The 24,059-nt window shown below is 63.1% G+C and carries 22 protein-coding genes and 1 other RNA gene; 6 read left to right on the top strand and 17 right to left on the bottom strand.

The genetic code is table 11. From position 1 onward, the window contains the following. The 9 genes from E3374_RS17505 to E3374_RS16695 form a co-directional block, all read right to left on the bottom strand. Positions 1–226: hypothetical protein (locus E3374_RS17505; protein ID WP_211195005.1), on the bottom strand; the 226-nt coding region annotated here is incomplete at its 3' end. Between the two features lie 739 nt (positions 227–965). Then, a complete protein-coding gene (locus E3374_RS16660) occupies positions 966–1,811 on the bottom strand; it encodes a fructosamine kinase family protein (protein WP_248299519.1) in 846 nt (281 codons plus the stop codon). 3 nt (positions 1,812–1,814) lie between these two features. Continuing rightward, positions 1,815–2,807, bottom strand: a complete 993-nt coding sequence (locus E3374_RS16665) for an HAD family hydrolase (protein WP_136690087.1) — start codon at positions 2,805–2,807, stop codon at positions 1,815–1,817. Between the two features lie 174 nt (positions 2,808–2,981). Next, positions 2,982–3,596, bottom strand: a complete 615-nt coding sequence (locus tag E3374_RS16670) for a translation initiation factor IF-2 subunit beta (RefSeq protein WP_136690088.1) — start codon at positions 3,594–3,596, stop codon at positions 2,982–2,984. 75 nt (positions 3,597–3,671) lie between these two features. After that, positions 3,672–4,685, bottom strand: a complete 1,014-nt coding sequence (locus E3374_RS16675) for a glycosyltransferase family 4 protein (protein WP_136690089.1) — start codon at positions 4,683–4,685, stop codon at positions 3,672–3,674. Between the two features lie 76 nt (positions 4,686–4,761). Further along, a complete protein-coding gene (locus E3374_RS16680) occupies positions 4,762–5,685 on the bottom strand; it encodes an ABC transporter ATP-binding protein (protein ID WP_136690090.1) in 924 nt (307 codons plus the stop codon). Further along, positions 5,685–6,839, bottom strand: coding sequence for a FecCD family ABC transporter permease (locus E3374_RS16685; RefSeq protein ID WP_136690091.1), 1,155 nt, complete (start codon positions 6,837–6,839; stop codon positions 5,685–5,687). Before E3374_RS16685 ends, E3374_RS16680 begins: the two co-directional genes overlap by 1 nt. Positions 6,840–6,912: 73 nt before the next feature. After that, the gene (locus E3374_RS16690; protein WP_136690092.1) at positions 6,913–8,214 is read right to left on the bottom strand and encodes an ABC transporter substrate-binding protein; all 1,302 of its coding nucleotides are present in this window, start codon (positions 8,212–8,214) and stop codon (positions 6,913–6,915) included. A gap of 1 nt (position 8,215) precedes the next feature. Then, a complete protein-coding gene (locus E3374_RS16695) occupies positions 8,216–9,433 on the bottom strand; it encodes an ABC transporter substrate-binding protein (RefSeq protein ID WP_136690093.1) in 1,218 nt (405 codons plus the stop codon). Between the two features lie 181 nt (positions 9,434–9,614). Here E3374_RS16695 and pdo point away from each other — a divergent pair, with 181 nt between their 5' ends. From pdo to E3374_RS16715, 4 genes are all read left to right on the top strand, one after another. Continuing rightward, positions 9,615–10,256, top strand: coding sequence for a protein disulfide oxidoreductase (gene pdo, locus E3374_RS16700; RefSeq protein ID WP_136690094.1), 642 nt, complete (start codon positions 9,615–9,617; stop codon positions 10,254–10,256). A gap of 73 nt (positions 10,257–10,329) precedes the next feature. Next, positions 10,330–10,792: RNase P RNA component (gene rnpB, locus E3374_RS16705), an RNA gene on the top strand. A 92-nt stretch (positions 10,793–10,884) separates the two neighbouring features. Next, positions 10,885–11,904, top strand: a complete 1,020-nt coding sequence (locus E3374_RS16710; protein WP_136690095.1) for an NAD-dependent epimerase/dehydratase family protein — start codon at positions 10,885–10,887, stop codon at positions 11,902–11,904. Between the two features lie 70 nt (positions 11,905–11,974). Further along, positions 11,975–12,505 carry an Rrf2 family transcriptional regulator gene (locus E3374_RS16715; protein WP_136690096.1) on the top strand — a complete coding sequence of 177 codons (531 nt, stop codon included), beginning with the start codon at positions 11,975–11,977 and terminating at the stop codon, positions 12,503–12,505. A gap of 158 nt (positions 12,506–12,663) precedes the next feature. Here the strand turns inward: E3374_RS16715 and E3374_RS16720 are convergent, their stop codons facing one another. The 7 genes from E3374_RS16720 to E3374_RS16750 form a co-directional block, all read right to left on the bottom strand. Beyond that, positions 12,664–13,833 (bottom strand): mandelate racemase/muconate lactonizing enzyme family protein, encoded by a 1,170-nt coding sequence (locus tag E3374_RS16720; RefSeq protein WP_136690097.1) that lies wholly within the window; start codon positions 13,831–13,833, stop codon positions 12,664–12,666. Between the two features lie 62 nt (positions 13,834–13,895). Beyond that, positions 13,896–14,375, bottom strand: coding sequence for a hydrogenase maturation protease (locus E3374_RS16725; protein WP_136690098.1), 480 nt, complete (start codon positions 14,373–14,375; stop codon positions 13,896–13,898). Positions 14,376–14,413: 38 nt separating this feature from the next. After that, a complete protein-coding gene (locus E3374_RS16730) occupies positions 14,414–15,832 on the bottom strand; it encodes a Ni/Fe hydrogenase subunit alpha (protein WP_136690099.1) in 1,419 nt (472 codons plus the stop codon). A gap of 10 nt (positions 15,833–15,842) precedes the next feature. Continuing rightward, on the bottom strand, positions 15,843–16,418 hold the full coding sequence (locus E3374_RS16735; RefSeq protein ID WP_136690100.1) for an NADH-quinone oxidoreductase subunit B family protein: 576 nt from the start codon (positions 16,416–16,418) through the stop codon (positions 15,843–15,845). Beyond that, positions 16,415–18,253, bottom strand: coding sequence for a 2Fe-2S iron-sulfur cluster-binding protein (locus tag E3374_RS16740; protein ID WP_136690101.1), 1,839 nt, complete (start codon positions 18,251–18,253; stop codon positions 16,415–16,417). The genes E3374_RS16735 and E3374_RS16740 overlap by 4 nt, the downstream gene beginning before the upstream one ends. Before the next feature lie 4 nt (positions 18,254–18,257). After that, positions 18,258–20,162, bottom strand: a complete 1,905-nt coding sequence (locus tag E3374_RS16745) for an NADH-quinone oxidoreductase subunit NuoF (protein ID WP_136690102.1) — start codon at positions 20,160–20,162, stop codon at positions 18,258–18,260. A 12-nt stretch (positions 20,163–20,174) separates the two neighbouring features. After that, complete coding sequence (locus tag E3374_RS16750) at positions 20,175–20,735, bottom strand: NADH-quinone oxidoreductase subunit NuoE family protein (RefSeq protein ID WP_136690103.1); 561 nt, start codon at positions 20,733–20,735, stop codon at positions 20,175–20,177. Between the two features lie 303 nt (positions 20,736–21,038). Here E3374_RS16750 and E3374_RS16755 point away from each other — a divergent pair, with 303 nt between their 5' ends. Further along, complete coding sequence (locus E3374_RS16755) at positions 21,039–22,049, top strand: AI-2E family transporter (protein ID WP_136690104.1); 1,011 nt, start codon at positions 21,039–21,041, stop codon at positions 22,047–22,049. A gap of 74 nt (positions 22,050–22,123) precedes the next feature. Here E3374_RS16755 and E3374_RS16760 read toward each other — a convergent pair whose 3' ends face one another. Beyond that, the gene (locus E3374_RS16760) at positions 22,124–22,900 is read right to left on the bottom strand and encodes a sulfurtransferase (protein WP_136690105.1); all 777 of its coding nucleotides are present in this window, start codon (positions 22,898–22,900) and stop codon (positions 22,124–22,126) included. Between the two features lie 265 nt (positions 22,901–23,165). Between E3374_RS16760 and E3374_RS16765 the strand changes: the two genes are divergently transcribed. Continuing rightward, positions 23,166–24,029, top strand: coding sequence for a sulfurtransferase (locus E3374_RS16765; protein WP_136690106.1), 864 nt, complete (start codon positions 23,166–23,168; stop codon positions 24,027–24,029). Positions 24,030–24,059: the final 30 nt, after the last annotated feature.

Here is a 24,059-nt window from a genome sequence, read left to right on the forward strand (position 1 = left end):
GTCGACCATCAGTCGTCGGGAACATGTCGACGAGCGTCTCGCCCGCAATGAGTGTAATCGGTTCTTGCATGGTGATTGATGGTGTGTCGTGTGACTTAGTTTTCGCTATCGGTTCTCGCCTGGGAACTGCCTTCCTCGGGGAAGTTGACGGCCGGATCATATAAAATAGTTGGTTGTAGATATCCGAGTTGGGGACCCCATCGAAGAAGCCGATCATATCAATCAACTATTAAAACTCGCTCCCGACCGAAAGCATATTTACTCCACATATATTATCCAATTTTGATGTATTTGTTGAAATCGATCTGAAGACTAACACCCACGAAACGGATAGAATACTGGTTAGGGGCCGGCTAGCGGACGCGTCGGATCGGTGGCCCAGCGAGATCTATCCCGGATATACGGAATAAATGGGCAACTAACAGGGAGTAAGCGCGACATAGATTCACGCGTCGACAGACCGACCAGTCGGAAGGAGTCTCGAACGAACAGGACGAAAAGGATGGTCGCTCCACTGAGTCCGGGATACACACGTGAAAAGTGCCGAAAACGGCCAATAGCGGTTTGTTCGACGGGAGGGACACACGCTCGAATGGGTATATTTGCCGGGTGAACGTCGCGATCTAAGGCGATAACCGGTCATGACGGAAGTCGATCCGCACCGGCGTATTTTATTTCTATAAATAAATCATAGATGAAATTATATTAAGTCAGTAATACTATTATTTTGTTAATTAAGTTCGGCTGGAGTGGAAGCGTGGCAATAGACCTCGCTTTCGTGAGCGCCGTCGTGCGTGTTCGGGTAGCGCAATTGCGTCGCGTGAGCAAGGAAGAGGCACTGATACAGATTATTGTAGATTCTGTCCGGATGACGCCGACCCGGGGTCGATGGATACCGGTACATCACGACAATAATCCGTATGAAGGTTCGAGGGACAGTGGGTTCAACGGCCGGAGCCAACTCGTCAATAGCCCAGTTCCGTGAGTGTCGCGTCTACCCCGGGGAGATACTCCGATCCGAACAGCCGTACGTGAACGAGCAACGGATACAAACGATAGACAAAGCGGCGATGCTCGAAGAACCCTGGTTCGATAGGATGCCGCGAGCGGTAGCGTTCGAAGAACGGGTCGCCGAACGTGTCCGTCCAGTCGACGTATGCGAGTTCGACCTCGGGATGGGCGTAGTAGATCGCTGGGTCGAGGAATGCCCGGACTTCACCGTCTGCTGCCAAGACGTTCGTTCGCCAGACGTCACCGTGGATCAGTGCCGGCTCGTCGGGTTCGACGAGCAACTCCGACAGATCGTCCGCGACGCGCTGGACGCGCTCGAAACGCTCGCGATCGAGCGGTCCCTCCTCGCGTGCGCCGCGGGCCTGCCGACACAGCCGATGTTCACGGAAGAAGGCGATCCAGTCGTCCGTCCAGGGGTTCGGCTGGGCGAGCGGCCCACAGAGTGTCTCGAAAGGAAATCCGAAGGCCTCGGACGTATGGTCGTGAAGCGCCGCCAGATGGTCAGCGGCGTCACCTTCGACCGCCGGCGTGATCGTCGAGTCGCCGTCGACGTACTCGATGACGAGCAGATCGTCACTCGCCGACAACACGGCGGGGACCGGCAGGTCGGTGTGGGCTTCGAGATAGCGGAGCATCGACGCTTCGACGGAGAGCGGCGTCTCGCCGGTCTTGGCGACGACCGACGCGCCGTCAGCGAGATCGACGCGGTGGACCTGCCCGATCATCCCGCCGTCGAGTTCCCGGCAGGCTGTCGGCTCGACGGCCAGGGCATCGCCGACGTTTCGAGCGATCGGATGCACGTCTCAGTCCTCAGCGTCGAAGTATCTTGGCTCTCCCGGTTCCCGGATGTCGACGCCCAGCGCCGTGACCGTCGTCCGTAGTGCGTCCGCAACACTCGTCTCGCGAGGAACGAGAACGGCATCGGTGTCGGCGGGCAGTCCCGTCGTTCGGACAGCAGATACCTCGATGGATCGAAACTCCGGCGGGAGTTCCGTGAGAAGGTTCCCTCTCCCCGCGACGGCCAGCAGTAGGTCCGCAGCCGCGGCCATCGGGAGGTCGTTCGCCGAATCTCCAGCAGCGAGCACGTAGTCCAATCCCCGTTCGGCACGCAGTCGATCGACCGTCGCCCCTTTCCCGACGAACGTGTACTTGCCGATGAAACGGCCGTCGATCGTGGCGAAATCGGTGCCGACTACCTCGACGTCGTCGCCGAGCAACGCCGCGTACGGCCGTGCGATGTGGGTCGGGACGTCTGTGAGGAGGACGACGTCGAGATCGACGACCGTGGCGAGATCGGCGAGTGCTCGTCGAAGTGCAGGATCTACCCGGAAGTGACGTTCCAAGACGCGCTGGAAGGCACGTTCGACTCGTTCGCGGCGTCGACCGTCGAGAAACGTCCCGTAGCGATCGAGGATCCGGCGTTGCATCTCGCGGTAGTCCCCAGCGTCACCCGCTGACTCGGACGTCGATGCATACCTGGCCCGATAGCGGACGAGTCCAGCGAGAAGGCGGGCGACCGGACGCTCCAATCCTGCCGCGGCGAGAGCGTCACAGACACGGATCACCGCGAGCCAGCGCCGACGGGAGCGGTCGCCGCCGGCGTAGGCAGCGACCGATCCGAGCACGTCCCGGAGAGTGTCGCGATCCGTTTCATCAAGGGAAATATCTCCAGCGTAAGGGAGTAACGCCAGCGACTCCACGAAGACCGAGCCGTGGCGGTGAACGGTCCCGTCAACGTCCAGGGCGAGCGCGACGCGATCGTCGGCCGAGATACCTGGAGACGAGTTCGAGACCATCTGGCTCCGGGTTGTGTCGTCACCGTGTTGAGCATGTCGTCTCACCGTCAGGCCGGTGGGCGAGTTCCGGCCTCGCTTCGTCGACCGCGGCGCCTCAGAGCGTGACTTGCTCAGACCTGATAGACGAGTCCCGGATTCCCTTCGTCGATCGTGGCGCTGGCGAAGGTGTCCCGTTCAGGTCTGACGGGCGAACGCCAGGTTGCCGTTGATCGACTCGATGTAGGCCGTGACAACGTCACCCTCCTGAGCACCGGGGACGAAAATAGTGTAGTTGCCTTTCTCGGCGACTCCGTCGCCCTTGCGGCCGGTGCCGACGATCTTCACCTCGTAGGACTTGCCCTCCTCCAGCGTCGGCCGATCGGTCGCAGTACTGGACTTTGCGGCCTGGGTCTCGACGGGACGAAAGGCCCCACATGCCTGACAGCGCAGCATGTCGATCCCGTCTTCGGTCGTGAGAACGGTATCGGGCAGTCCACACTCCGAACAGGTGACGTACTCGGCGACGTAACTGTCGATCGCCGCGGAAAAGTCCCCTGCGGAGAAGTCGCCATTGTAGCGGGCACGGTCGTCCTCGAACTGGCCGCTCGTCCCGAGTTCGCGCTGGATCGCACGGTGGAGGTGTTCGGGTTCCCGCGAGAGAGCGTCGGCGATTTCTCCGAGATTGGTCAGTCGAGTGAACGCACCGTCCGCCTGGGCCTCGGGATCTGGGATCGAGAGACGTCGTTCGTCGGCCGCAGGTCGATCGGGCAGGGCGTCGTGTGCGCGCGAAAGCGCTTGATCGTATTCCATACGAACGGGACGGGACCCGGACGTAAGGCCACTGCGTGAGTCGTGATAGATCGAACCACGTCACTATCTGGCACGTCACCGATCGTCGTGTTCGTCCAGCACGTCCCGATAGAGAGAAACGAGATCGTCACCGATCGCTTCGAGAGTGAAGGTCTCGCTACGCTCGGCAGCGCGCTCGCCGATCCGCTCGCGCAGACTCGGATCACGCAGGCGTTCCAGCGGTTCAATGAAATCCTCACTGGCCTTCAGACAGTTCTCGCCGTCGGTGAGCCACTCGAACGTGGGAATATCCCGGACCAGCGGCGGCCGGCCGCAGGCCATCGCTTCCAGTAAGGCCATGCCCTCGTTCTCGTTTTTCGTCGGGAAGAAGAAGATATCGCCCGCGGCGAACCCGCCGCGGATGTCCTCGACGTAGCCCGTGAACGTGCAGTTCTCCGGGGCGTTCTCGACGAGTTTCGTCGTCGTCCGGGAACGCAACAGGCCGTCGACCCAGCCGCCACCGGTGGGATTGAGGTAGCCGAACCACACGAAGTCCAGGTCGGGCATCGCACGGGCCGTCTCGACGAAGGACCGCAGGCCCTTGCGCTCGATGACGTGGCCGACGTTGAAGACGACTGGCGGTTCGAGATCGTACCGGTCGAGATACTCCGCACGGAGGGACTGAAATCCCTCCAGACGGTCGGGGTCGAACCCGTTGGAGATGACCGTCTTCGGGGCGTCGCTGTACTCGGCGATCACCTCGCGGTTGTGTTCGGAGGGACAGATCAGGTGATCCCCGAAGGAGTAGGCCCACCGGAGGTAGGGCCGCATCGGTCGAGCCAGCGTGTTCGAGAACGCGAAACTCTCCCGGAAGTCCTCGGCAGTCTGGTGAGTGTGGATCACGACCGGAACACCCACATTGCGGGCACGCCGGGCGTAGTAAACCGATTTCGGCCCCATATTGTTGAGGTGCAACAGGTCGGCGTCGAGATCCGGCTCCGTCGTGTACTCGATTCCCCGGCGTTCGAGCATCGTTCGCTGGTTCTCGACGGACTGGGCATGGCCCCCGGTGACGTACTCCTCCCACTCGAAGTAGTGGCTGATCCGCACGGGTATTCGACACTGCTGGCCCGACTGTCCAGTACTTTCCGGAATCGAACCGTCGTGTGGACGCTAAGCGAACGGCTCACTCGCAGTCGTGATGGGGACGAAGTGGCGTTATCTGCAGTCCCCGATCCGTCGACTCGACAGTCGCCTCGACCCCGAAGACCGCCGCAAGCAACTCCTGGGTCAGTACCGTTTCGGGATCGCCCCTGGCCTGGACGGCGCCGTCCTTCAGTGCGACCACGTGGTCGGCGTAGCGGGCGGCCTGCTCGATGTCGTGCAGGACGAGGCCGACAGTCACGTCGCTCTCGTCACGGAGCCGTTCGACGATCTCCATGACTTCGAGTTGATGGTGCATGTCGAGGAACGTCGTCGGTTCGTCCAGCAGGAGCACGTCCGTGTCCTGGGCGAGCACCATCGCGATCCAGACCAGCTGGCGCTGACCGCCGCTGAGACTGCCGATCTCGCGATCCCGCAGGTGGTCGATCCCGGCAAGATCGATCGCCTCGTCGATGGCTTCCCGGTCGGCCGGTGAGAGTGAATCGAAGAATCCACGGTGGGGATACCGGCCGTGGGAAACAAGATCCTCGACGGAGAGGCTGTTCGGCGCGACGTTCTCCTGGGAGAGCAGGCCGAGTTTGCGGGCGAGTTCTTTCGTTCCCAACGCGTGGATATCCTCCCCGTCGAGCAGAACGGTGCCCGCGTCGATGGCGAGCTGGTCGGCGAGACCGGCCAGTAGCGTGCTCTTGCCGCTGCCGTTCGGCCCGACCAGTGCGGTCACTTCCCCCGGCGGAAGCCGGATCGTCGCGCCGTCGATCACCGGCTCCTCGCTTGATGGGTAGCCGGCGACGAGCTCCTCGCCGACGAACTCGCTGGCATCTGGCGACGGCTCGCCGTGACCGTCGTCGTTCTCGCCGATGGCGTCGCCGGCAATCTCGCCGGTGGTTCCCGACGGGGGCTGTACCGCCTGGCTGCCGCCGTCAGTCTGAGGTGTTTCGTCACTCATCAGATCTCACCCATCGATTCCTGTCTGCGCATCAGATAGAGGAAGTACGGGCCGCCGACCAGGCCGGTCACGATGCCGACAGGAATCTGGACCGGTAGCGCGAGTCTGGCCCCCACGTCCGCGGCGACCATCAGCGCCGGCCCGACGAACAGACAGCCGACCATCAATTTCCGGTAGTCGCTGCCGACGATGTTCCGGACCATGTGCGGGACGATCAGTCCGACGAACCCGACGATGCCCGCGACGGCGATGCTCACGGCCGCCGCGAGGACGGCTACCCCCGAGAGCGCAAAGCGGACGCGTTCGACACGCATGCCCAGCGAACTCGCGGTACGTTCCCCCAACAGAAGGACGTTCAACTGTCGAGCAGCGAGCACCGCGAGCGCGAGCGCGATCACCGACCACGGCAGGACCATCCGGACCTGCTCCCAATCAGTCCCGGTCAGCGAGCCGGTGATCCAGGCGATGGCCGACTGGACGACGCCGAGATCGTCGGCGAAGAAGAACATGGCTCGCTGGAGGCTGCCAAAGACCGTACTGACGATCACGCCCGCCAGCACCAGTCGGACCGGCGAGGTGCCGTTCTTCCAGGCGATGGCGTAGACGATCACGAACGCGAGGACGCCCCCGACCGCGGCAAACACCGGCAACAACATCGACGTGCTGACGTGCAATTCGGCAACGAGAAGCGGGACGACGATCGTCGTGGCCGGGATCGCCACGAGCGAGAGCAAGATCGCGAGCCCGGCCCCCGAGGAGACCCCGAGGATGAACGGACTCGCGAGTTCGTTGCGCGTCACGGCCTGGAAGATCGCCCCTGAGACGGCGAGGTTCATGCCGACGAAGACGGCCACGATCACCCGCGGGATGCGCATGTTCCAGACGATCAAGCTCTGATTGGACAGTTCGGGCAACTCGCCACCGAGTAAGAATCCCTTCCAGGCCCGGAGGCTGAGGAGGACGTTCGGATCGGCGATAGCACTCCAGGCCTCCCCGAGCGTCATCGGGAAGTCTCCGTAACGGATCTGGACGAACCCGGCGACCAGCACCACGACGACGCTGGCAAGACAGAGGGCGAGCAGCGAGCTATCGACGCGATCGAACCAGCCGAGCCGCGAGGCGATCCGGTTGCGCGTCGTCGGTTCGCCCGCCATGGTCAGGTGTGCACCTCCACGGTGTCCCGTTCGATCCTTCCCCCGGGGTCCCGTCCATCGTGATCAGTCATCGCTACCTGTCCCCGGTGATCGTCTCGGCGACCCGCTGGTGATCGAACAGCTGTTCGTCGCTCGGGAGGTCCGGGTACGGACCGGACTCGTAGCCCGGCCACGCGCCGAACTGCTCGGGGTAGAGTTGCTTCGCGCCCATCTCGAGCTGAAAGAGATTCATCAGGGGACCCTGATGTCTCCCGGCCTGGGCGTAGATTCGGTCGTTCTGGACCGCGGAGACCGACCCCGCGACGGGGTCCTCGGCGAGCGTCTCTCGGATCGCGGGCATGTCGTGGGCGTCGACGATGCCGCCGAGGATCACGAGGACGTCCGGGTCAGCGTCGAGCAGTTCCTCGTAATCGATCTGTGTGCCGTTCCCGACAGCGTCGTCGTCGGCGAAGGCGTCGACCGCGCCCAGCGGCCGGGTGTGGGCGGCGTGATAGCCCGGTCCGTTCACATCGTAGACCCACATCGTGTCGTCGCTCGTCGAAGGCAGGACCATCGTGACCGTCGGGCGCTCAGATTCCGGTGGCAGTCCATCCCGGATTGTCGACACTATCGCCTCGTGCTCACGTCGAAGGGCCTCGTAGCGCTCCCGTTCCCGGAGGACCGCGGCGACGTGTCCGAAGGTCTCCCAGAGGGTGTAATACTCGTAGCTGTCGGCGTAGGGTTCGGGTGGTGTGCCGTGTTCGGCGCTGAACTTGTTGCCGAACCACGGCGCGACGCGCTCGCCGATCTCCACGACGTCCGCGCGCTCCCACTTGCCCATCGTGACCACATGGGCGGGATCAGCGAGGTGGACGTCACTGTTGAGGTCGTAGAGCTTCTCCGGACTCGGATTCCAGGAGTCATAACAGTTGCTCCAGTCGACGGAGACACCATCGAGTGGCGCGGTGATGGCGTCCATCAGCGAGTTCGTGTACTCGACGGCGTAGACGGCATTGACGTCTTCGCCCCGGTTGAGGGCAAGGGCCATCTCGGCGTAGGGACTCATGATCGTGAAAATATCCTCGGGCACCTCCTGGAAGGTGACCTCGCCCATGGGGGCCATCGAGACGGCGTACTCGCCGGACCCTCCGTCGCCGTCCTGCTGTGCAGTCTGTATCGAAGCGTCGTCAGTCGGAGTTACCGTCTCGGTCGTCGGGCCTTCTCCACCCCCAGTCTGCGTATCCGCCCCTTCTGGTCGCGTGTCCGTCCCGCCCCCACTGCTCAGACAGCCGGCCAGCAGGCCCCCGCCGAGGAGTGCCGTCCCGTTCGCGATCCACGCTCGTCGGGTCAGCCCAGTGTCCCCTTCATCGTTCGTCGGCACTCGCTCGTCGGCCATCTTAGAACTCTCCGTTGACGACCGTTGAGACGCGCTCGCGGTCGAACAGTTCCTCCTCGACGCCGTATAGTTCTCGGGCGAGCCGCTCGGTCACGACGAAGTTTGTGATCGGACCCTGGTAAAGCGGCCCAGCACGGTAGACGTCGTCGTTCCCGACGGCCGTAAGCTGGCTGGCGACCGCGTGGCTCTCCATGAACGAGACGACGCTGTCCCGGAACTCGGCGCCCGATTTGGCCTCCTGTCCGCGCACCAGGATGACTTCGGGGTCGACGTTTAGCAATGTCTCGTAGTCGATTGCGCCCCGAGAACTGTGGAAATCCTTGACGTCTGTGGCCGCCAGTGCGTCCCGAACCCCGAGATCCCGCAGGTGCTTGAAGCTCGTGCCTTCGTCGATGATGTAGGGGAAGAACTTCTCGGGCTGATCGCCGCCGGCCCACAGGACCGCGGCGGCGGGCCGCTCATCCTGACCAGGAACCATCGACGCCAGTTCGGCCTGGAAGTCCCCGTGAATCGACGTGAAGGCCTCGAATCGTTCCCGTTGCTCGAAGACGGTCGCGAGTTTCTCGAAGGCCTCGTACAGTGTGTAATAGCGGTAGTCGTCGTGCCAGGAGTAGTTCCGCGAAAAGATGCTGTTCCCGAAGAACGGGCCGACCTCGCGCTCGATCTGGGCGACGTCATCCCCACTCCACTCGAAGCGGTTCGTGATGAAGTTCGGGTCGATTACGTGGACATCGGCGTCGATCGCGTAGAAGCGCTCCTTGCTGACGCCGTCTTGAGAAAGGCGTTCTATTTCGGACGTCTCGACGGATACGTCGGGGATCTCGTCGTAGTAGTGAGTATGATATCGACTCGGCAGCCACACGCCGTCTGGTGGATCCTGACCGAGCGCAATCCCCATGTCCGCCCAGCTACCGTTGTTCGCGAGCCAGGTCTCGGGGATTCCCTCGAAGGTGACCTCGCCGACCGGCACGAGCGACACCGAGTGCGACGAATCCGTCGGTGTATCGGCCGTCCCCTCCGTGGTCGTTCCGTCGGTCGTGGATCGCGCTGTCTCAGTCGCGGTTCCCGTCACCGTGACTGGGTCCGTCTCCATCTCGGATGACGCGTCGTCCTCGCTACCGAGACAACCGGCGAGCAATCCGCCACCGATCACTGTCGCGCCGTATCGCAGGTACTCACGACGCGTCGACCTTCCGTCACTGCCTGACGTGCAACCCATGGGGATTAGGCTAGCCTAAATAAGTAAGTCAGTTACGGTTTTTAGGGATACCTAAAAACTTACTGTCACGAGAGAGGATCGCGATACGCGAAGGGCAGAATCGGCTATGCTCGACTATAGTGCATGGTATTGTATATATCGCAAAATATAACTGGGCAGTAGCTACTACGGTGACCTACAGATGTCGATACTAGACGAGGACGACAGAGCCGAAGTGTCGGAGATGCTCAGCGACATGAACGAGCCGATCGACGTGCACGTCTTCACGGAAGAGGACTGCCAGTATTGTGAGGAGACTGTCGAACTACTTGCGGACGTGAACTCGCTGACGGACCGGAGCGATCTGCACGTCCACGACATGGACGAGTCGGTGGCCGCCGAGATGGGGGCCGACCGCTACGACGGCGGCCCGGTGACGGTCATCACGCGCGAGGACGTCTCAGGTGTCCGGTACTTCGGAATCCCCTCCGGCCAGGAGTTCAGTTCGTTCCTGGGAGACATGCTCGCTGTCTCGACCGGCGAGACCCAACTGGACGAAAGCGTTCGGACAGAACTGGAAGAGATCGACGACCCCGTAGAGATCACGGTGTTCGTCACGCCGACCTGTCCGCACTGCCCGCGAGCGGTCCAGACGGCCCACAGCCTCGCGATCGAGAACGAGCACGTCGAGGCCAACTCCGTCGAGTCCCAGGAATTCATGGAACTCTCCGAGGAGTTCGGCGTCCGTGGCGTCCCTCAGATCAACGTCAACGGGACTGACGGCGAGTTCACCGGTGCGCTGCCGCCGGCGCAGTTCGTACAGCAGATCAAGCAGGCGCTGTAACGAGGGGCGGAACTGACGGTTGTCCGCTGGATCGACCGAATCCCTTAATCCTGCCCGCCGAGTAGGTTCACCCGGCAGCGGGAGTCCGGTTCCCGTGCCCGGGAACGCGGTTCGGCCTCGCCGGACGCGTAACGGGCATGAGGAAAGTCCCCCCACCGTCCGGGCGGGCGGCCGGGTGCAAACCCGGGACGGGAGACCGTCGGCTCTGGAACAGCAACGAGACCCCTCGCCCCGACCGATGAGGCGTGTGAACCCCGAGCGAGAAAGCCCGACCGTGCGGTCGTCGCAAGGTGATCGCCCGACGGGCGAACAAGCGACGGGAAGTTGACCCGCCGAGGGCACGCTACTCGCGTGAGGCTCCGACGGAGTTTCACGCGAGTGACGAACTGGGCGTGCCAGCCGGCACGTCGACGGGCGAGAACGGATGGAACGGCGAATCCCCGCCGGTGCAAGTCCGTGCGACTGGTAGCCCGGACGCGGCACGGACGCTCAGCCGAATACCGGACCGAACAGAAGGGGGCTTACTCCCCGCAGCCACAATCTCCCGAAAAACCACTCCGAGCCTGTGGCTCAGTCAGCAGATGGCGAGGCCAAGCATAATGTGTGGCCCGAGCGAATGGTGAAGGATATGGACGTACTCCTCATCGGCGGGACCGGGATCATCTCCACCGGAATCACCCGACAGCTCGTCGCGGCAGGCCACGACGTGACGATCTTCAACCGCGGCGAAACGGACGTCGAGATCCCCGATGGCGTCTCGGAGATCCACGGCGATCGCTTCGACCACGACGCCTTCGAGAAACAGGTCGCGGACGTCGACGTCGACTGCGTGATCGACATGATGTGTTTCGACGTCGACGACGCCGACAGCGACGTCCGGGCGTTCGGCGACGAGGTCGAGCAGTTCATCTTTACGAGCACGGTGGACGTCTACCACCGGCCGCCCGAACGCAATCCCATCACCGAAGATGCCCCTCGTGAGCCAGCCGTCAGCGACTACGCCGCGGGCAAGATCGCCGCCGAAGATCGCTTCAGAGCGGCCGAATCAAACGGCACCTTCGACGTGACGATCGTCCGCCCCTGGAGTACCTACGGCGAGGGCGGGCCGATCTTCCACACCTTCGGGATCGATACCTACTACATCGAACGGATCAGGCAGGGCAAGCCGATCGTCGTGCACGGCGATGGAACCTCGCTATGGGGCCCCTGCCACCGTGAGGACGTGGCGCGGGCGTACGTCACCGCAGTCGGCAACGAGAGTACCTATGGCGAGACCTACCACGTCACGAGCGAGGAAAACATCACCTGGAATCAATATCACCGTCGGGTCGCCGCCGCCCTGGACGCTCCTGAACCCGACCTCGTTCACATCCCAACGGACGTCCTCCGAAATGTCGCACCCGATCGGACAGAGATGCTCCGGGACCACTTCCAGTACAGTACGGTCTTCGACAACAGCAAGGCTCGACGAGAGCTGGACTTCGAGTACACGATCGACTTCGAGGAGGGCGTCGAACGGACCGTCGCGTGGCTCGAAGAACACGACGAGGTCACTGTCGGCGAGGGTGACGCCTTCGAGGACGCAGTAGTCGAGGCCTGGCGGGCCAGTACTGACGACTTCCTCGGGCGGTTCGAGTGGGACGGGTGAGGTGACGTCGGCCGGGAAGAGAACGTGGGCAACCGCTAAGTGGTTGAGGGCGTTACTCCGCGAATAGTACATGGACGACACCCCTTTCGACCTCTCGCCGCCGGATCGGAACGCACTCACTGTCCTCGTCAACGAGTACGGCGAGACCGAAGAGCCGGTCAAGAGTAAGCGCCTCGCCGAACGGATCGACCGGACGGAAGGATCGCTGAAAAACCAGATGCGCAAGCTGGGCTCGCTCGGGTTGGTCGACAGTGTCCCCGGCCCCCGGGGTGGCTACGAGCCGACCGAGATGGCCTTTCGGGTCCTCGATCGTGATCGCGACGACGACCAGGAGGACGTCGTCCTCGCACAGAACTTCCAGCGTCTGGACGTGACTGTCGACGGGATCACGCTGACGAACGTCCACCACCCCACGGAGTGTCGGGCCAGGATCCACTTCCAGCAGTTGCTCGAAGACATCGAGGTCGGCGATCCGATCGTCGTCGGACCCACGCCTGAATTCGATCTGGTGGTCCTCGGCGAAGTCACCGACGTCCTGGGGGCCGGCGACGAGATTCTCCTCGACGTGGGAGAGATGCAGGCACCCTTCACCGACGCCTGATCGCTTTCGACAGTCACTGTTATCGGCTCACACCCGCCCACCGACAGGTCTACACAACCCCTCCGGACGGTTCCGGTGACAGTCGACCGACTGCTGAAGCGAACGGCCGGGCGGCCACACGGTCGTGCGTTCCCAAGCGGGACGAACCGGGTCGCCGATCACTCAAGTTCGCGAGTCTCCCAGTCAGACTCGAAGAGATTGATCGTGTGGACTTGCTCCTCGGTGTACTCGTGTTCGGCGACGACGTCCATGTCGAGTTCGATCCCGAACCCGGGACCGTCTGGCACCTCGACGAAGCCGTTCTCGACAGTGACTGACTCTTCGAGGAGTTCGGTGACCCATTCGACGTCGTAGGTCTGGAACACTTCCTGGATCATGAAGTTCGGGACCGAAGCACAGAAATGGGCGTAGATCGCCGTCGCGACCGGTCCCTGTGGGTTGTGCGGCGCGACGCTGACGTGATCGGCCTCGGCCATCCCCGCGATCTTCTTGCCTTCCGTGATCCCGCCGGTGTTCATCAGATCCGGCTGGAGGATGTCGACCTCGGTACGGGTAACGAGTTCGAAGAAGTCGTGTTTGGTCATGTGGCGCTCGCCTGTCGCGATCGGGATCGGCGAGCGATCGGCGACCTCACGGAGGCTGTTGATCGAGTCCGGCGGGCAGGGCTCCTCGAACCAGGTGGGATCGAACTGGTCGAGTTTGCGCGCGACGTCGAGAGCCTGGCCCGCCGTGAAGCGACCGTGCCCCTCGATCAACAGGTCGACATCCGGCCCGACTGCTTCCCGGACCGCCCCGACGATGTCGACGGCGTGTTCCAGGTCGGCCTTGCTCATCCGCTGCCAGGCGGTACCGAAGGGATCGAACTTCATCGCATCGTAGCCGTCCTCGACGACGCGTTCGGCCGCACGGGCGAACCCCTCCGGTTCGCCGTCGGCGTCGGTGTACCAGCCATTCGCGTAGGCACGGAGACGGTCGCCCTGGACGCGGCCGCCCAGCAGTTCCGAGACCGATTTCCCGAGGGCCTTACCCTTGATGTCCCAGCAGGCGATGTCGATCGCGGAGACGACGGTGGTGTTGACGACGTTCTTCGAGAACCACTCGTCGCGGTACATCTCCAGCCAAAGCTGTTCGGTATCGAAGGGATCCTTCCCGACGAAGTAGTCGGCCATCTCGTCGATCGCGGCCGCGACGGTCCGGGGCTTGTCGTGTGTCGTCGCCTCGGCCAGACCGGTGATGCCCGCGTCGGTTTCCAGTTGCACGAAAACCCAGGGTTTCCACGGGTTCGCGACGACGTACGTCTCGACGTCCGTGATCGTCAAGTCCGACATACCCACAGAAGAGACGACCAGCGGGTTGAACGTTCTGGTTTATCTTTTGTGGAGGATAAACCTCACGCCGTCGCGGTCACCGAAAGCGTCGCTTCGATGTCGTCGCCGATCTCTTCGATCAGATTCGGAACTGCCTCGCTGACAACGTCGGTCATCCCCTCGCCGTACTCGAAGGGGTTCTCGACCTCGATCGCGAAGATCGTGATCGCCGGCATAGACTGGCCCATCGCTTCGCCGAGGGTCTGCAGCGTCCCGAGGCCGACGTTGTGAGTCGCCAGCCCGCCCGAATCGGCACCAGGCTCGACCTCGCTCGGGGAGAACTCGTAGTAGTCGCCCGGGGTTCCACCGTCGGTTTTGATCGCGTCGACGAGAAACACCCGATCGTAGCCACTGAGTTCCTGGATGAGCATGAGTCGGCCGGAAGTGTAGGTCTCGACGTCGATCCGGTCGCCGAAGCGCTCTCCCAGCGCTTCGGTCACCTCCAGACCGATCACGTCGTCGCGCTTGATGTCGTTGCCCAGGCCGAGTAGCAGTGCGTCCATGGTGAGTTTGGTGGTAGTATCGGTGTTCCGGGCCGCCTTCAGCGGCTTATTTCGTCGATCGTCTCGCCGTCCTGTTCGAGCGTCACTTCCAGGGGCATCTCACCGATCGAATGGGTCGAACACGACAGACACGGGTCATAACACCGGATGACACTCTCCATCTTGTTGAGGATGCCTTCGGGGATCTCCGGGCCGTCGACGAATTTCTCGGCCGCCGACAGGACGCCGCGGTTCATCGCACCGTTGTTGTGCGTCGTGGCGACGATGAAGTTGGCGTCCTCGACCAGTCCGCCGTCGTCGATGGTGTACTCGTGGATGAGCGTGCCACGCGGGGCCTCGATGACGCCGACGCCGGTGCCCGCCTTGGGCTTGGTCGGGACGTTCGTCATGCCCTCGTAAACGTCGTCGTCTTCAAGCAGTTCCTGGATGCGCTCGACGCAATAGAGCATCTCGATGAGCCGCGCCCAGTGGTAGTACGTCGATCGCTCGTGGACCGGACCCTCCGCGGCATCCATGAACTCGACCCACTCCTCGCGGGCCTGCGGGGTCGAAACGTCGTCGACAGCGTTCAGACGGGCCAGCGGCCCGACGCGGTACTGGCCGTCCTCGAACCCGCGGTCCTTGTAGTAAGGGAACTTGAGGTAGCTCCACTCCTTTGCGCGTTCGGCGATGATGTCACGATACGCGCCGTCGTCGATCTCCTCTAGGCGGTCACCTTCCTCGTCGACCAGCCGGATGTCCCCGTCGTAGTGTTCGAGGCCACCCTCCCCGGTCACAAGCCCCATGTAGCCCGTCGGGTAGGTGGCGTAATCCAACGTGTCCGGGTCCATATCTTCGAAAATCCCCTTCAGGAGGTCGATCGTCTCCCGGAGATACGTCGGGAGGGGCTCGCTCTCTTCGAGCAGGTCCTCGCCGTCTTCCCGGTCGAGCGTGTTCGAGACGCCACCGGCGACCGCGAAGTCGGGGTGGACTTTCTTCTCGCCCAGCGCGGCGATGACGTTCTGGCCGAAGCTCCGCAGGTCGATCCCGCGCTCGGCGAGTTCGGGATTCTCTTCAAGAACGCCCTCGATGTTGCGCTCGGCGGGATCAGCGTCGTAGCCCAGTACCAGATCGGGGCTGGAGAGGTAGAAGAAACTCAGGGCGTGACTCTGCAGGACCTGACCCATGTGCAGCAACTCCCGGAGTTTGTGGGCACCCTCGGGCACGTCGGCGTCCATGACGTCGTCGGCAGCCTTCGCGGCAGCCAGCTGGTGGCTGACGGGACAGATCCCACAGATGCGGGCGGTAATCTCGGGCATCTCCCAGATGGGCCGACCCTCGACGAACTCCTCGAATCCGCGGAACTCCGTGACGTGGAACTGTGCGTCCTCGACCGCACCGTCGTCGTCGAGGTGAATCGTGATCTTGCCGTGCCCCTCGACGCGCGTGACCGGATCGATGACTTCCTTCTTGCTCATTGTTGTCTCTTTAGTCGTACTGCAGTTTGTCACCTTCGATCTCGGGGGTCTCCCCGCGAGCCAGCGCCTCGAGGCTCTCCTTCATGACCTCGGCGTCGGGTGGACAGCCGGGGACGTAGACATCGACGTCGATGTACTCGTCGAGCGGCCGGGCGTCTTCGAGCAGTTTCGGAACGCCCTCGTCGTCGCCGAAAGGCACCTCGCTCTCGTCGTCTGCTTTCTCTGCGAAGGTCTCTTCTAACATCTCGTCGCGATCCTGGTAGTTCCGCAGCGACATGATCCCGCGCAGTGCAGCGCAGTCGCCCCAGGCGACGACAGTGTCACAGTTTTCGCGGAGTTCCTCGGCCACCTCGACGTTCTCCTCGTTGGTGACGACACCCTCGGCGATGCCGACGTCGGCCTCCGGGACGCCCTTCTCGTCGACGATCATATGGCTAGCGACGATGTCGACTTCCTCTACGAGGTCTATCAGTCCGTGATCGACGTTTAAGAACTCCATGTGACAGCCCGAACAGCCGCCCAGACACACCGTCGCGACGGTCGTCCGGTCGTCGGCCTCCTTTTCGGCCTCGGCCTGTGCGCTCATGCTGCCACCTCCTTCAGTTCCGCGATGATCTCACGGTCGGAGTCGATCTCACTACGCGGGTCCAGCACGCGATCGATCCGGCGCTCGTCGCCGTCGGCGTCGACGGTCGTCCCTTCGCGTTCAAACCAGTCGAGGGCAGGGAGCACGACGTCGGCGATCTCGGTCAGCGCCGACTCGCGGGTCGCCTGAGCGATGACGATGTCGGCCTGTCGAGCGACCTCGATCGAGCGATCGAGATCCTCGCCGCGGTCGTCGCCGGCAAGCAGGTAGGCGACTTCGGCGGGTTCGTCGATGACGTCCGCAGCCAGGTCGGCGCGGTTGGCACCTCGGTCGAGACTGAGGATCCGGCTGTCGGTCATCGCGGCCAGCCCGTAGGCGTCGACCAGTGCTCCGGTGTCCTCGATCTCGGGACCGAGGACGACAACGCCGTTTTCGGCGTCAAGCGCCCGGGTCGCCGCCTCTGCGACGCCCGCAACCGGCGAGGCGCTGCCACCATCGGCGACCGCGCCCGCGGCCTCCGCGGTGGCCTGAGCGAGCGGCGAGCCGACGGTCAGGCTGTCGTCGCTGAACCGCTTGAGCCGATCTTCCTCGCCGTCGACGGTGACCAGTTCAGCACCGTCCTTCGCGGCCCGGCGGACGTAGGAGGCCGCCACTGGATGGGTGTCGACGATCGAGGTGTCGTAAACGACGATCCCTTCGGCGTCGAGAACGTCCTCGATAGAGTCGGCCTGTAAGTCCCCGTGGCCGTCTCCAGCCAGTTCCTCGCGGATCGCCGCCTCGGTCGCCCGGCGCTTTGCCCCGGGGATCTCCAGGTCAGCGTCGACCGCGTCCATCGCGTCGGCGAACACCTCCAGAGTCTCGGTGGGCAACCGGTCGGAGGCGACAGCGTTGACCGAGTTGGCGTCGACCAGTTTGTCGGCGACCGTCTCCAGCGCCGCGTCGAGGCCGACAGTCTCGCCGTCGGTCCGTGGCGCTTTGATCCGTTCGCGCCGGTCGTCGAGTAGTTCGAAACGACCCATCTCACACAGCTGGCCGCCGTCTTCGCCCGCTTCGATGCCTTCGATCTTGACGATCCGGCCGGAGTTGGTGAAAACTTCGAGTTCACAGCCGACCGAACACTCGCTGCAGGTCGTCGTCTCGACCTCGCAATCCCGTTCGCGACCCTTGTAGGCGCTGAGCGGGCTGTAGAGGGTACCCGTCGGGCAGGCCTGCACACAGCCCCCACAGGAGGTACAGGACGACTCGCCCAGCGGGACACCCGAATCGGCGATGATCGTCGTCTCGCGGCCGCGGTTGCCGAAGTTCAGCGTATCGTTGGCGACGACTTCCTCACAGGTCCGGATACACCGACCGCAGCTGATACAGCGGTCGAGATCCATCGTGATGTACTCGTTGGAGGTATCCGGCCCGATGTCCTTGTACTCCAGGGGGAAGCGATCCTGGTCGAGACCGGCGCGGTTGAACATGTCCTCGAGTTCGCAGTCGCCCTCCATCTCGCAATACATGCAGTAGTGGTTTTCCTCGGTGAACTGCAACTCGAGGATGGAGCGGCGTTTCTCCCAGAGATCCTCGGTGTCGAACTCGACGTCCATACCGTCGTCGACGGCCGTCGTACAGGCGGTCTCGCGGCGTTCGCCGTCGACATCGACCAGACACATCCGGCAGGCACCGACGTTCGTCAGGTTCGCGTGGGCACACAGCGTCGGGATGTCGATTCCCGCGCGGTCTGCGGCCTCCAAGATCGTTTCGCCCGCCGCGGCCTGTACCTCCTGGCCGTCGATCGTCAGCGTGACGTCGCGTTCGACCTCGGTCTCCGATTCGGTAGTCGTACTCATGGTATCAACCCCTCACCTCGATAGTATCGACCGGACACGGATCGACACACTGCCCACAGCCGATACAGACCTCTGGATCGATCTCGTGAATTTCGCCCGGCTCACCGGAGATCGCGTCGACCGGGCAGGCGTCCTTACACTGCTGACAGCCGATACACTCCTCGGGGATGATCTTGTACGTTCCCGCGTGCTCGCCACCACCGATCTCGCAGTCCCCGGCGGGACACTCCTCGTCCTCGACGTGCTGTCGGTATTCCTCCTCGAAGTAATCCAGCGTACTCATCACCGGGTTGGCCGCGGTCTGACCCAGGCCACACAGCGACATCTCCTCCATGGACTCCCCCAGCGACCGCAGTTCGGGGATGACGTCGGGGTCGGCCTCCCCGTTAGTGATGTTCTCGAGCATCTCGAGCATCTGAATGGTGCCATACCGGCAGGGCGGGCACTTCCCGCAGGACTCGTCGACGCTGAAATCCAGGAAGAACCGGGACTGATCGACCATGCACGTCGACTCGTCCATGACGATCATCCCACCGGATCCCATCATCGACCCCAGTTCCATCAGGGTCTCGTAGTCGATGGGCGTCTCGGAGTGCTCCCGGGGAATGACACCGCCGGAGGGGCCGCCGGTCTGGACGGCCTTGAACTCGCCGCCGGTGGTCCCACCGCCGATCTCGAAGACGACTTCCTCTAAGCGAGTTCCCAGGGGAACCTCGACGAGGCCGGTGTTCTCGACGTCGCCCGTGACCGAGAACACTTTCGTTCCGCCGGACTCCTCGGTGCCGATGTCGGCGAACCACTCCGCGCCGTTACGGACGATCGCGGGCACGTTCGCCCACGTCTCGACGTTGTTGACGTTGGTCGGTTCGGCCCACAGCCCCTCGTCGGCGGGGTACGGCGGACGGGGCCGGGGCATCCCGCGGCCACCTTCCAGGGAGTTGATCATCGCGGTCTCCTCGCCACAGACGAACGCGCCCGCACCCTTCTTGATCTCCAGATCGAAGTCGAAACCCTCACCGAAGATGTCCTGGCCGAGGAATCCGGCCTCGCGGGCTTCTTCGATGGCGTGTTGCAGGCGCTCGATCGCCAGCGGGTACTCTGCGCGGACGTAGATGTACCCCTTCTCCGCGCCTAGCGCGTACCCGGCGATGGTCATGCCCTCAAGCACCGCGTAGGGATCACTCTCCAGGAGCGTCCGGTCCATGTACGCACCGGGGTCGCCCTCGTCGGCGTTGCAGATCAGATACTTCAAGCCGGCGTCGTTGCCGGCCAGGAACTCCCACTTCATCCCCGTTGGGAAGCCACCGCCGCCGCGCCCGCGGAGGTTCGACTCCTTTACCTCCTCGATGACTTCCTCGGGAGAGAGTTCCGACAGCGACTCCCAGAGCGCGAAGTAGCCGTCCCGGCCGACGTACTCTTCGAGGCTCTCGGGATCGACGAGACCGCTGTTGCCCAGGACGACGCGCTGCTGGGACTCGTAGAAGGGAACCTCGTCGATGTGGGGGACGCCGTGGTCGTGATCGCAGTCCTCGGCGTGGCTTCGTGCGGCGAGGGCCCCTTCTTCGGGCAACTCGCCCTCGGCGACGGCCCCAGCGAGTTGGCTGGCGTCCTCCTCGGTGACGTTCTCGTAGATGATCGAGACGCCATCGGGGCGAATGACCTCGACGAGCGGTTCGCGGTCACAGAACCCCATGCAGCCGGTCTTCTCGACCGTCGCGTCGTCGTTCGGCCCAAGTTCGGCCGACAGCAGGCCGTAGACGTCGTCCGCCCCGGCGGCTTTCCCACAGGAGGACATCCCGACCAGAACCTTCGTCTCCTCGGGATACAGCGACTGTTTCCCCTCGGCCTGTAAGTCGGCCAGATCGTCTTCCGTGCGGACACGGCGCGGTTCAGTGGGTACAGTTGACATTCGTGATCCCTCCTAGCGGTATTCCTCGATGACCCGGTCGACTTCCTCTGGCTGGACGTCGCCGTAGACCTCGTCACCGACCATGACGGCGACGGCGAGACTACACGCGCCGATACACCGGACGTGATCCACCGTGAACGTCCCGTCGTCGGTCACTTCTTCGAGTTCCACGTCGAGTTCGTCACAGAAGGCCTCGCTCACCTCGTCGGCACCTTTCACGTGACAGGCCGTCCCCGTACAGACCTTGATCGTGTGCTCGCCACGGGGTTCCATGTGGAACTGCGAGTAGAAGGAGGCCGTCCCGTAGACGTGGGCGATCGACGTCTCGGTGTGCTCGGCGATCAGTTCCATCGTGAACTTCGGCAGGTAGCCGTACTCGTCCTGGACGTCCTGTAACGCCGGGATGACACCCTCCTTGGCAGTCGGGACGTCGACGAGGATCTCCCGGACCGTCTCTACCTCCTCGTCACAGACATCCTCGACCCCGGCGTCGGCCGGAATGACGCCCGAATCCGAGCCGACATCGGACTCATCCGACCCCAGTGACTGTTTCACGCGCTCTAGCGTTGCCATTCTAGGTGAATATTACCGCGACGTCCTGTAAAGGAATGTACCGTATTCTCACCTATTGAAAACATCTATGGAAGAATGTTATGGATTGGGCAGGATTCGGCATCTATATCGAATATTGCGGAGTATATCAGGCGCTACAGCGGCGAATAGAGGGGTTTTCGTTTCGTTGTGTCCCTTTGAAGAAGAATTACAATCAAGAGGTACCTCGAAGGCAGGAGTTCGAACGCCGGGCGTCGAGATGTCGATCGGAAGACAGAGACGTACAGGAAAACGTTATGGACATACCTCCGGAACGGGGCGAACGTGACACTCCCCCGCCGAACCCTCGCGCTCGTCGGATTGCTAACGCTGTTGAGCGCCCTTGCCGTGATTACGTTGTGGCGAGTCTTCGGGACGATATTCTTCGCGATCACGGTCGCGTACGTCCTCTATCCAGTTCGTCAGCGTCTGGTTCGTCGGGGAATCGGACCGCGGTTCGCGGCGGCAGCGAGTACGGCGGTTGCGTTCGTCTTCGCCGCCGTCGTGATCGCCCCCATCGGGTACTCGCTGTACGTCCGTCGGTCAACGTTCTTCGAAATGCTCGCCGACCTTCCCCAGGAGTTCTCCGTAACGTTCTTAGAGACGACGTACTCGGTGGACCTCTCGACACTTGTGACAGCGGCCCGGGATCTTCTTGCCGACGTGGCGATTGACGCAGCCAGCGCCACCCCGGTACTCGCGCTGAAGTTCTTCCTGTTCGTCCTGCTGGTGTACGCACTCCTGTTGAAGCCGACAATGCCTGCCCGCGCGCTCAGACGGACGGTTCCGCCGGAGTATTACGATATCGTCGAGGTCCTCCACGAACGACTGCGGGACACCCTCTATGGGTTGTACGTCCTCCAGGGCGCAACGGGTCTGGGGACGTTCGTCCTCGCGCTGCCGGTGTTCTTCGCCCTCGGATACGACGCCGCGATCACGCTCGCGGTGCTGAGTGGGATCTTGCAGTTCGTCCCTATCATCGGCCCGAGCGTCCTTATCGGCGTCCTCGTCGTCATGGAGATCCTTGCGGAGAACGTCACACAGGCCGTCCTCGTGGGCGTGACCGGGCTGGTCTTCGTCGCCGGACTACCGGACATCCTGGTCCGGCCGCGTCTCTCCGAGGTCGCCGCCGATCTCCCGGGGAGTCTCTACTTTATCGGGTTCACCGGCGGGATACTCACGATGGGGGCGCTCGGCATCATCGCCGGACCGGTCGTGGTGGCGCTGTTGTCGGAAGGTGTAGAGCTGTTGGCGAACGAACGGCTGCCCGCCGACGAACAAGCACCGTCCGAATGAACGTCCACCTCGGGAATCCACGAACACCGTGATCCGGGACCGCCGAGAGACGACTGTAAGCGCCAGTCAAACGGTTACTCGACCGTCTCGATCGGTTCGCCCGCAGCCTCCCACTCTGTCAGACTCCCCTCGTAGAAGGCCAGGTCCTCGTAGCCCAGGTGCCGGAGGACGACGTAGGTATGGCTGATCCGCCGGGCCGTGTTACAATAGAGGACGATCCGCTTTTCGGGCGTGATCCCCCTCGATTCGAGGAGCGACTCGATCTCTTCGCGGGGTTTGAGTCCACGGGTGTCGTCGTCGATGAGGTCCCGCCAGTCGAGTTGTACAGCATCCGGGATGTGTCCCTCCACGTATTCCCATCGCTCGCGAGTGTCGACAATCACTGCGTTGCCATCGATCGCCGCCGCGACAGTCTCACGGCCGACCAGCGGGGACTCGCGGGGTCGATCGACGGTGTAGTCGGTCGGCGTCACGTTGGTCGTCCCGTCGGTCGTCTCCCGCTCGCGCTGCCAGGCACTGAAGTCGCCGTCGAGAAGGTGCAGTCGATCAGGGTCGTGGCCGTACAGTTCGGCGGTCACGAGAAACCGGGCGGCGAAGACGCCATGGGTGTCGTCATAGGCGACGAGTTCGTCGCCGGGCGCGATCCCCGCTTCCGAGAGCAAGTCGGCGAAGACATCCGCGCCGGGTAACATCCCCTCGTCGCCCTCGCTGGCGCGGAAGGAGTCAAACGGGATCGATACTGCGCCGGGGAGATGTCCGATACCCTCGTACTCCCAGGCGTCCCGGACGTCGACGATCCGGACGGCATCGAGGTGATCAGCCAGCCACGCCGCCGAGACGAAATCAGTCATGACAGGTCGTTCGCCCGCACGTGATTTGAATGTCGGGGCGTCGCCGCCGAGTGCCCGTGCTCCGAGATAGCTGCAGTATTCTCCTCTTCCCATCCGGAAGACTCGCCGGCCACGCCGGAGTCGCGAGTCGGCAAGCGATCCCGGCAGGCGGCTCCGTCGAACGTCCCGCGCCAGACGGCAACACCTGCCCCTACGGGCGAGGAGTGGCCGTACCTGCCGTTACGTCAGTAGTTTTATGGGTCCCGCCGATAGGAGCAGATGCATTATGACTGAGTACGCGAACGACGTCCTCGTCTCGGCGGACTGGGTCGAGGACAACCTCTCGGAATTCGAGAGTGACGAGTCCGAGTATCGACTGGTGGAAGTGGACGTGGACACGGAGGCTTACGAAGAAGCCCACGCCCCCGGCGCGATCGGGTTCAACTGGGAAACCCAGTTACAGGATCAGACGACCCGCGACATCCTCACGAAGGATGACTTCGAGGAGCTGCTGGGTTCTCATGGCATCAGCGAGGATTCGACGGTCGTCCTCTATGGCGACAACTCCAACTGGTTCGCTGCCTACACCTACTGGCAGTTCAAGTACTACGGCCACGACGACGTCCGTCTGCTCGACGGCGGTCGCGAGTACTGGGTCGAGAACGACTATCCCACGACCGACGAGGAGCCTGATTTCTCGGCAGTCGATTACGAAGCCAGCGGACCGCGTGAATCCATCCGTGCGTACCGCGAGGATGTCGAGAACGCCATCGAACGCGGCCTGCCACTGGTGGACGTCCGGAGTCCCGAGGAGTTCAGCGGCGAGATTCTCGCGCCGCCGGGCCTCCAGGAGACCGCCCAGCGCGGCGGTCACGTCCCGGGTGCCCAGAACATCTCCTGGGCCGCAGTGACCAACGACGACGGGACATTCAAAGACTTCGACGAACTGCAGGAGCTCTACAGTGAGTACGGCATCGACGGCGACAGCACGACCGTCGCCTATTGCCGGATCGGCGAGCGCTCCTCGGTCGCCTGGTTTGCCCTGCACGAGTTGCTGGGCTACGAGGACGCCATCAACTACGACGGCTCCTGGACCGAGTGGGGCAATTTGGTTGGTGCCCCGATAGAGAAAGGCGAGGCGGACGACTGAGTGTAACGAAGGAGTACGCCTCGAATCGGA

The organism is Halorhabdus amylolytica, assembly GCF_004944975.1.
In the GTDB taxonomy this organism is placed as follows: Archaea; Halobacteriota; Halobacteria; order Halobacteriales; family Haloarculaceae; genus Halorhabdus; species Halorhabdus amylolytica.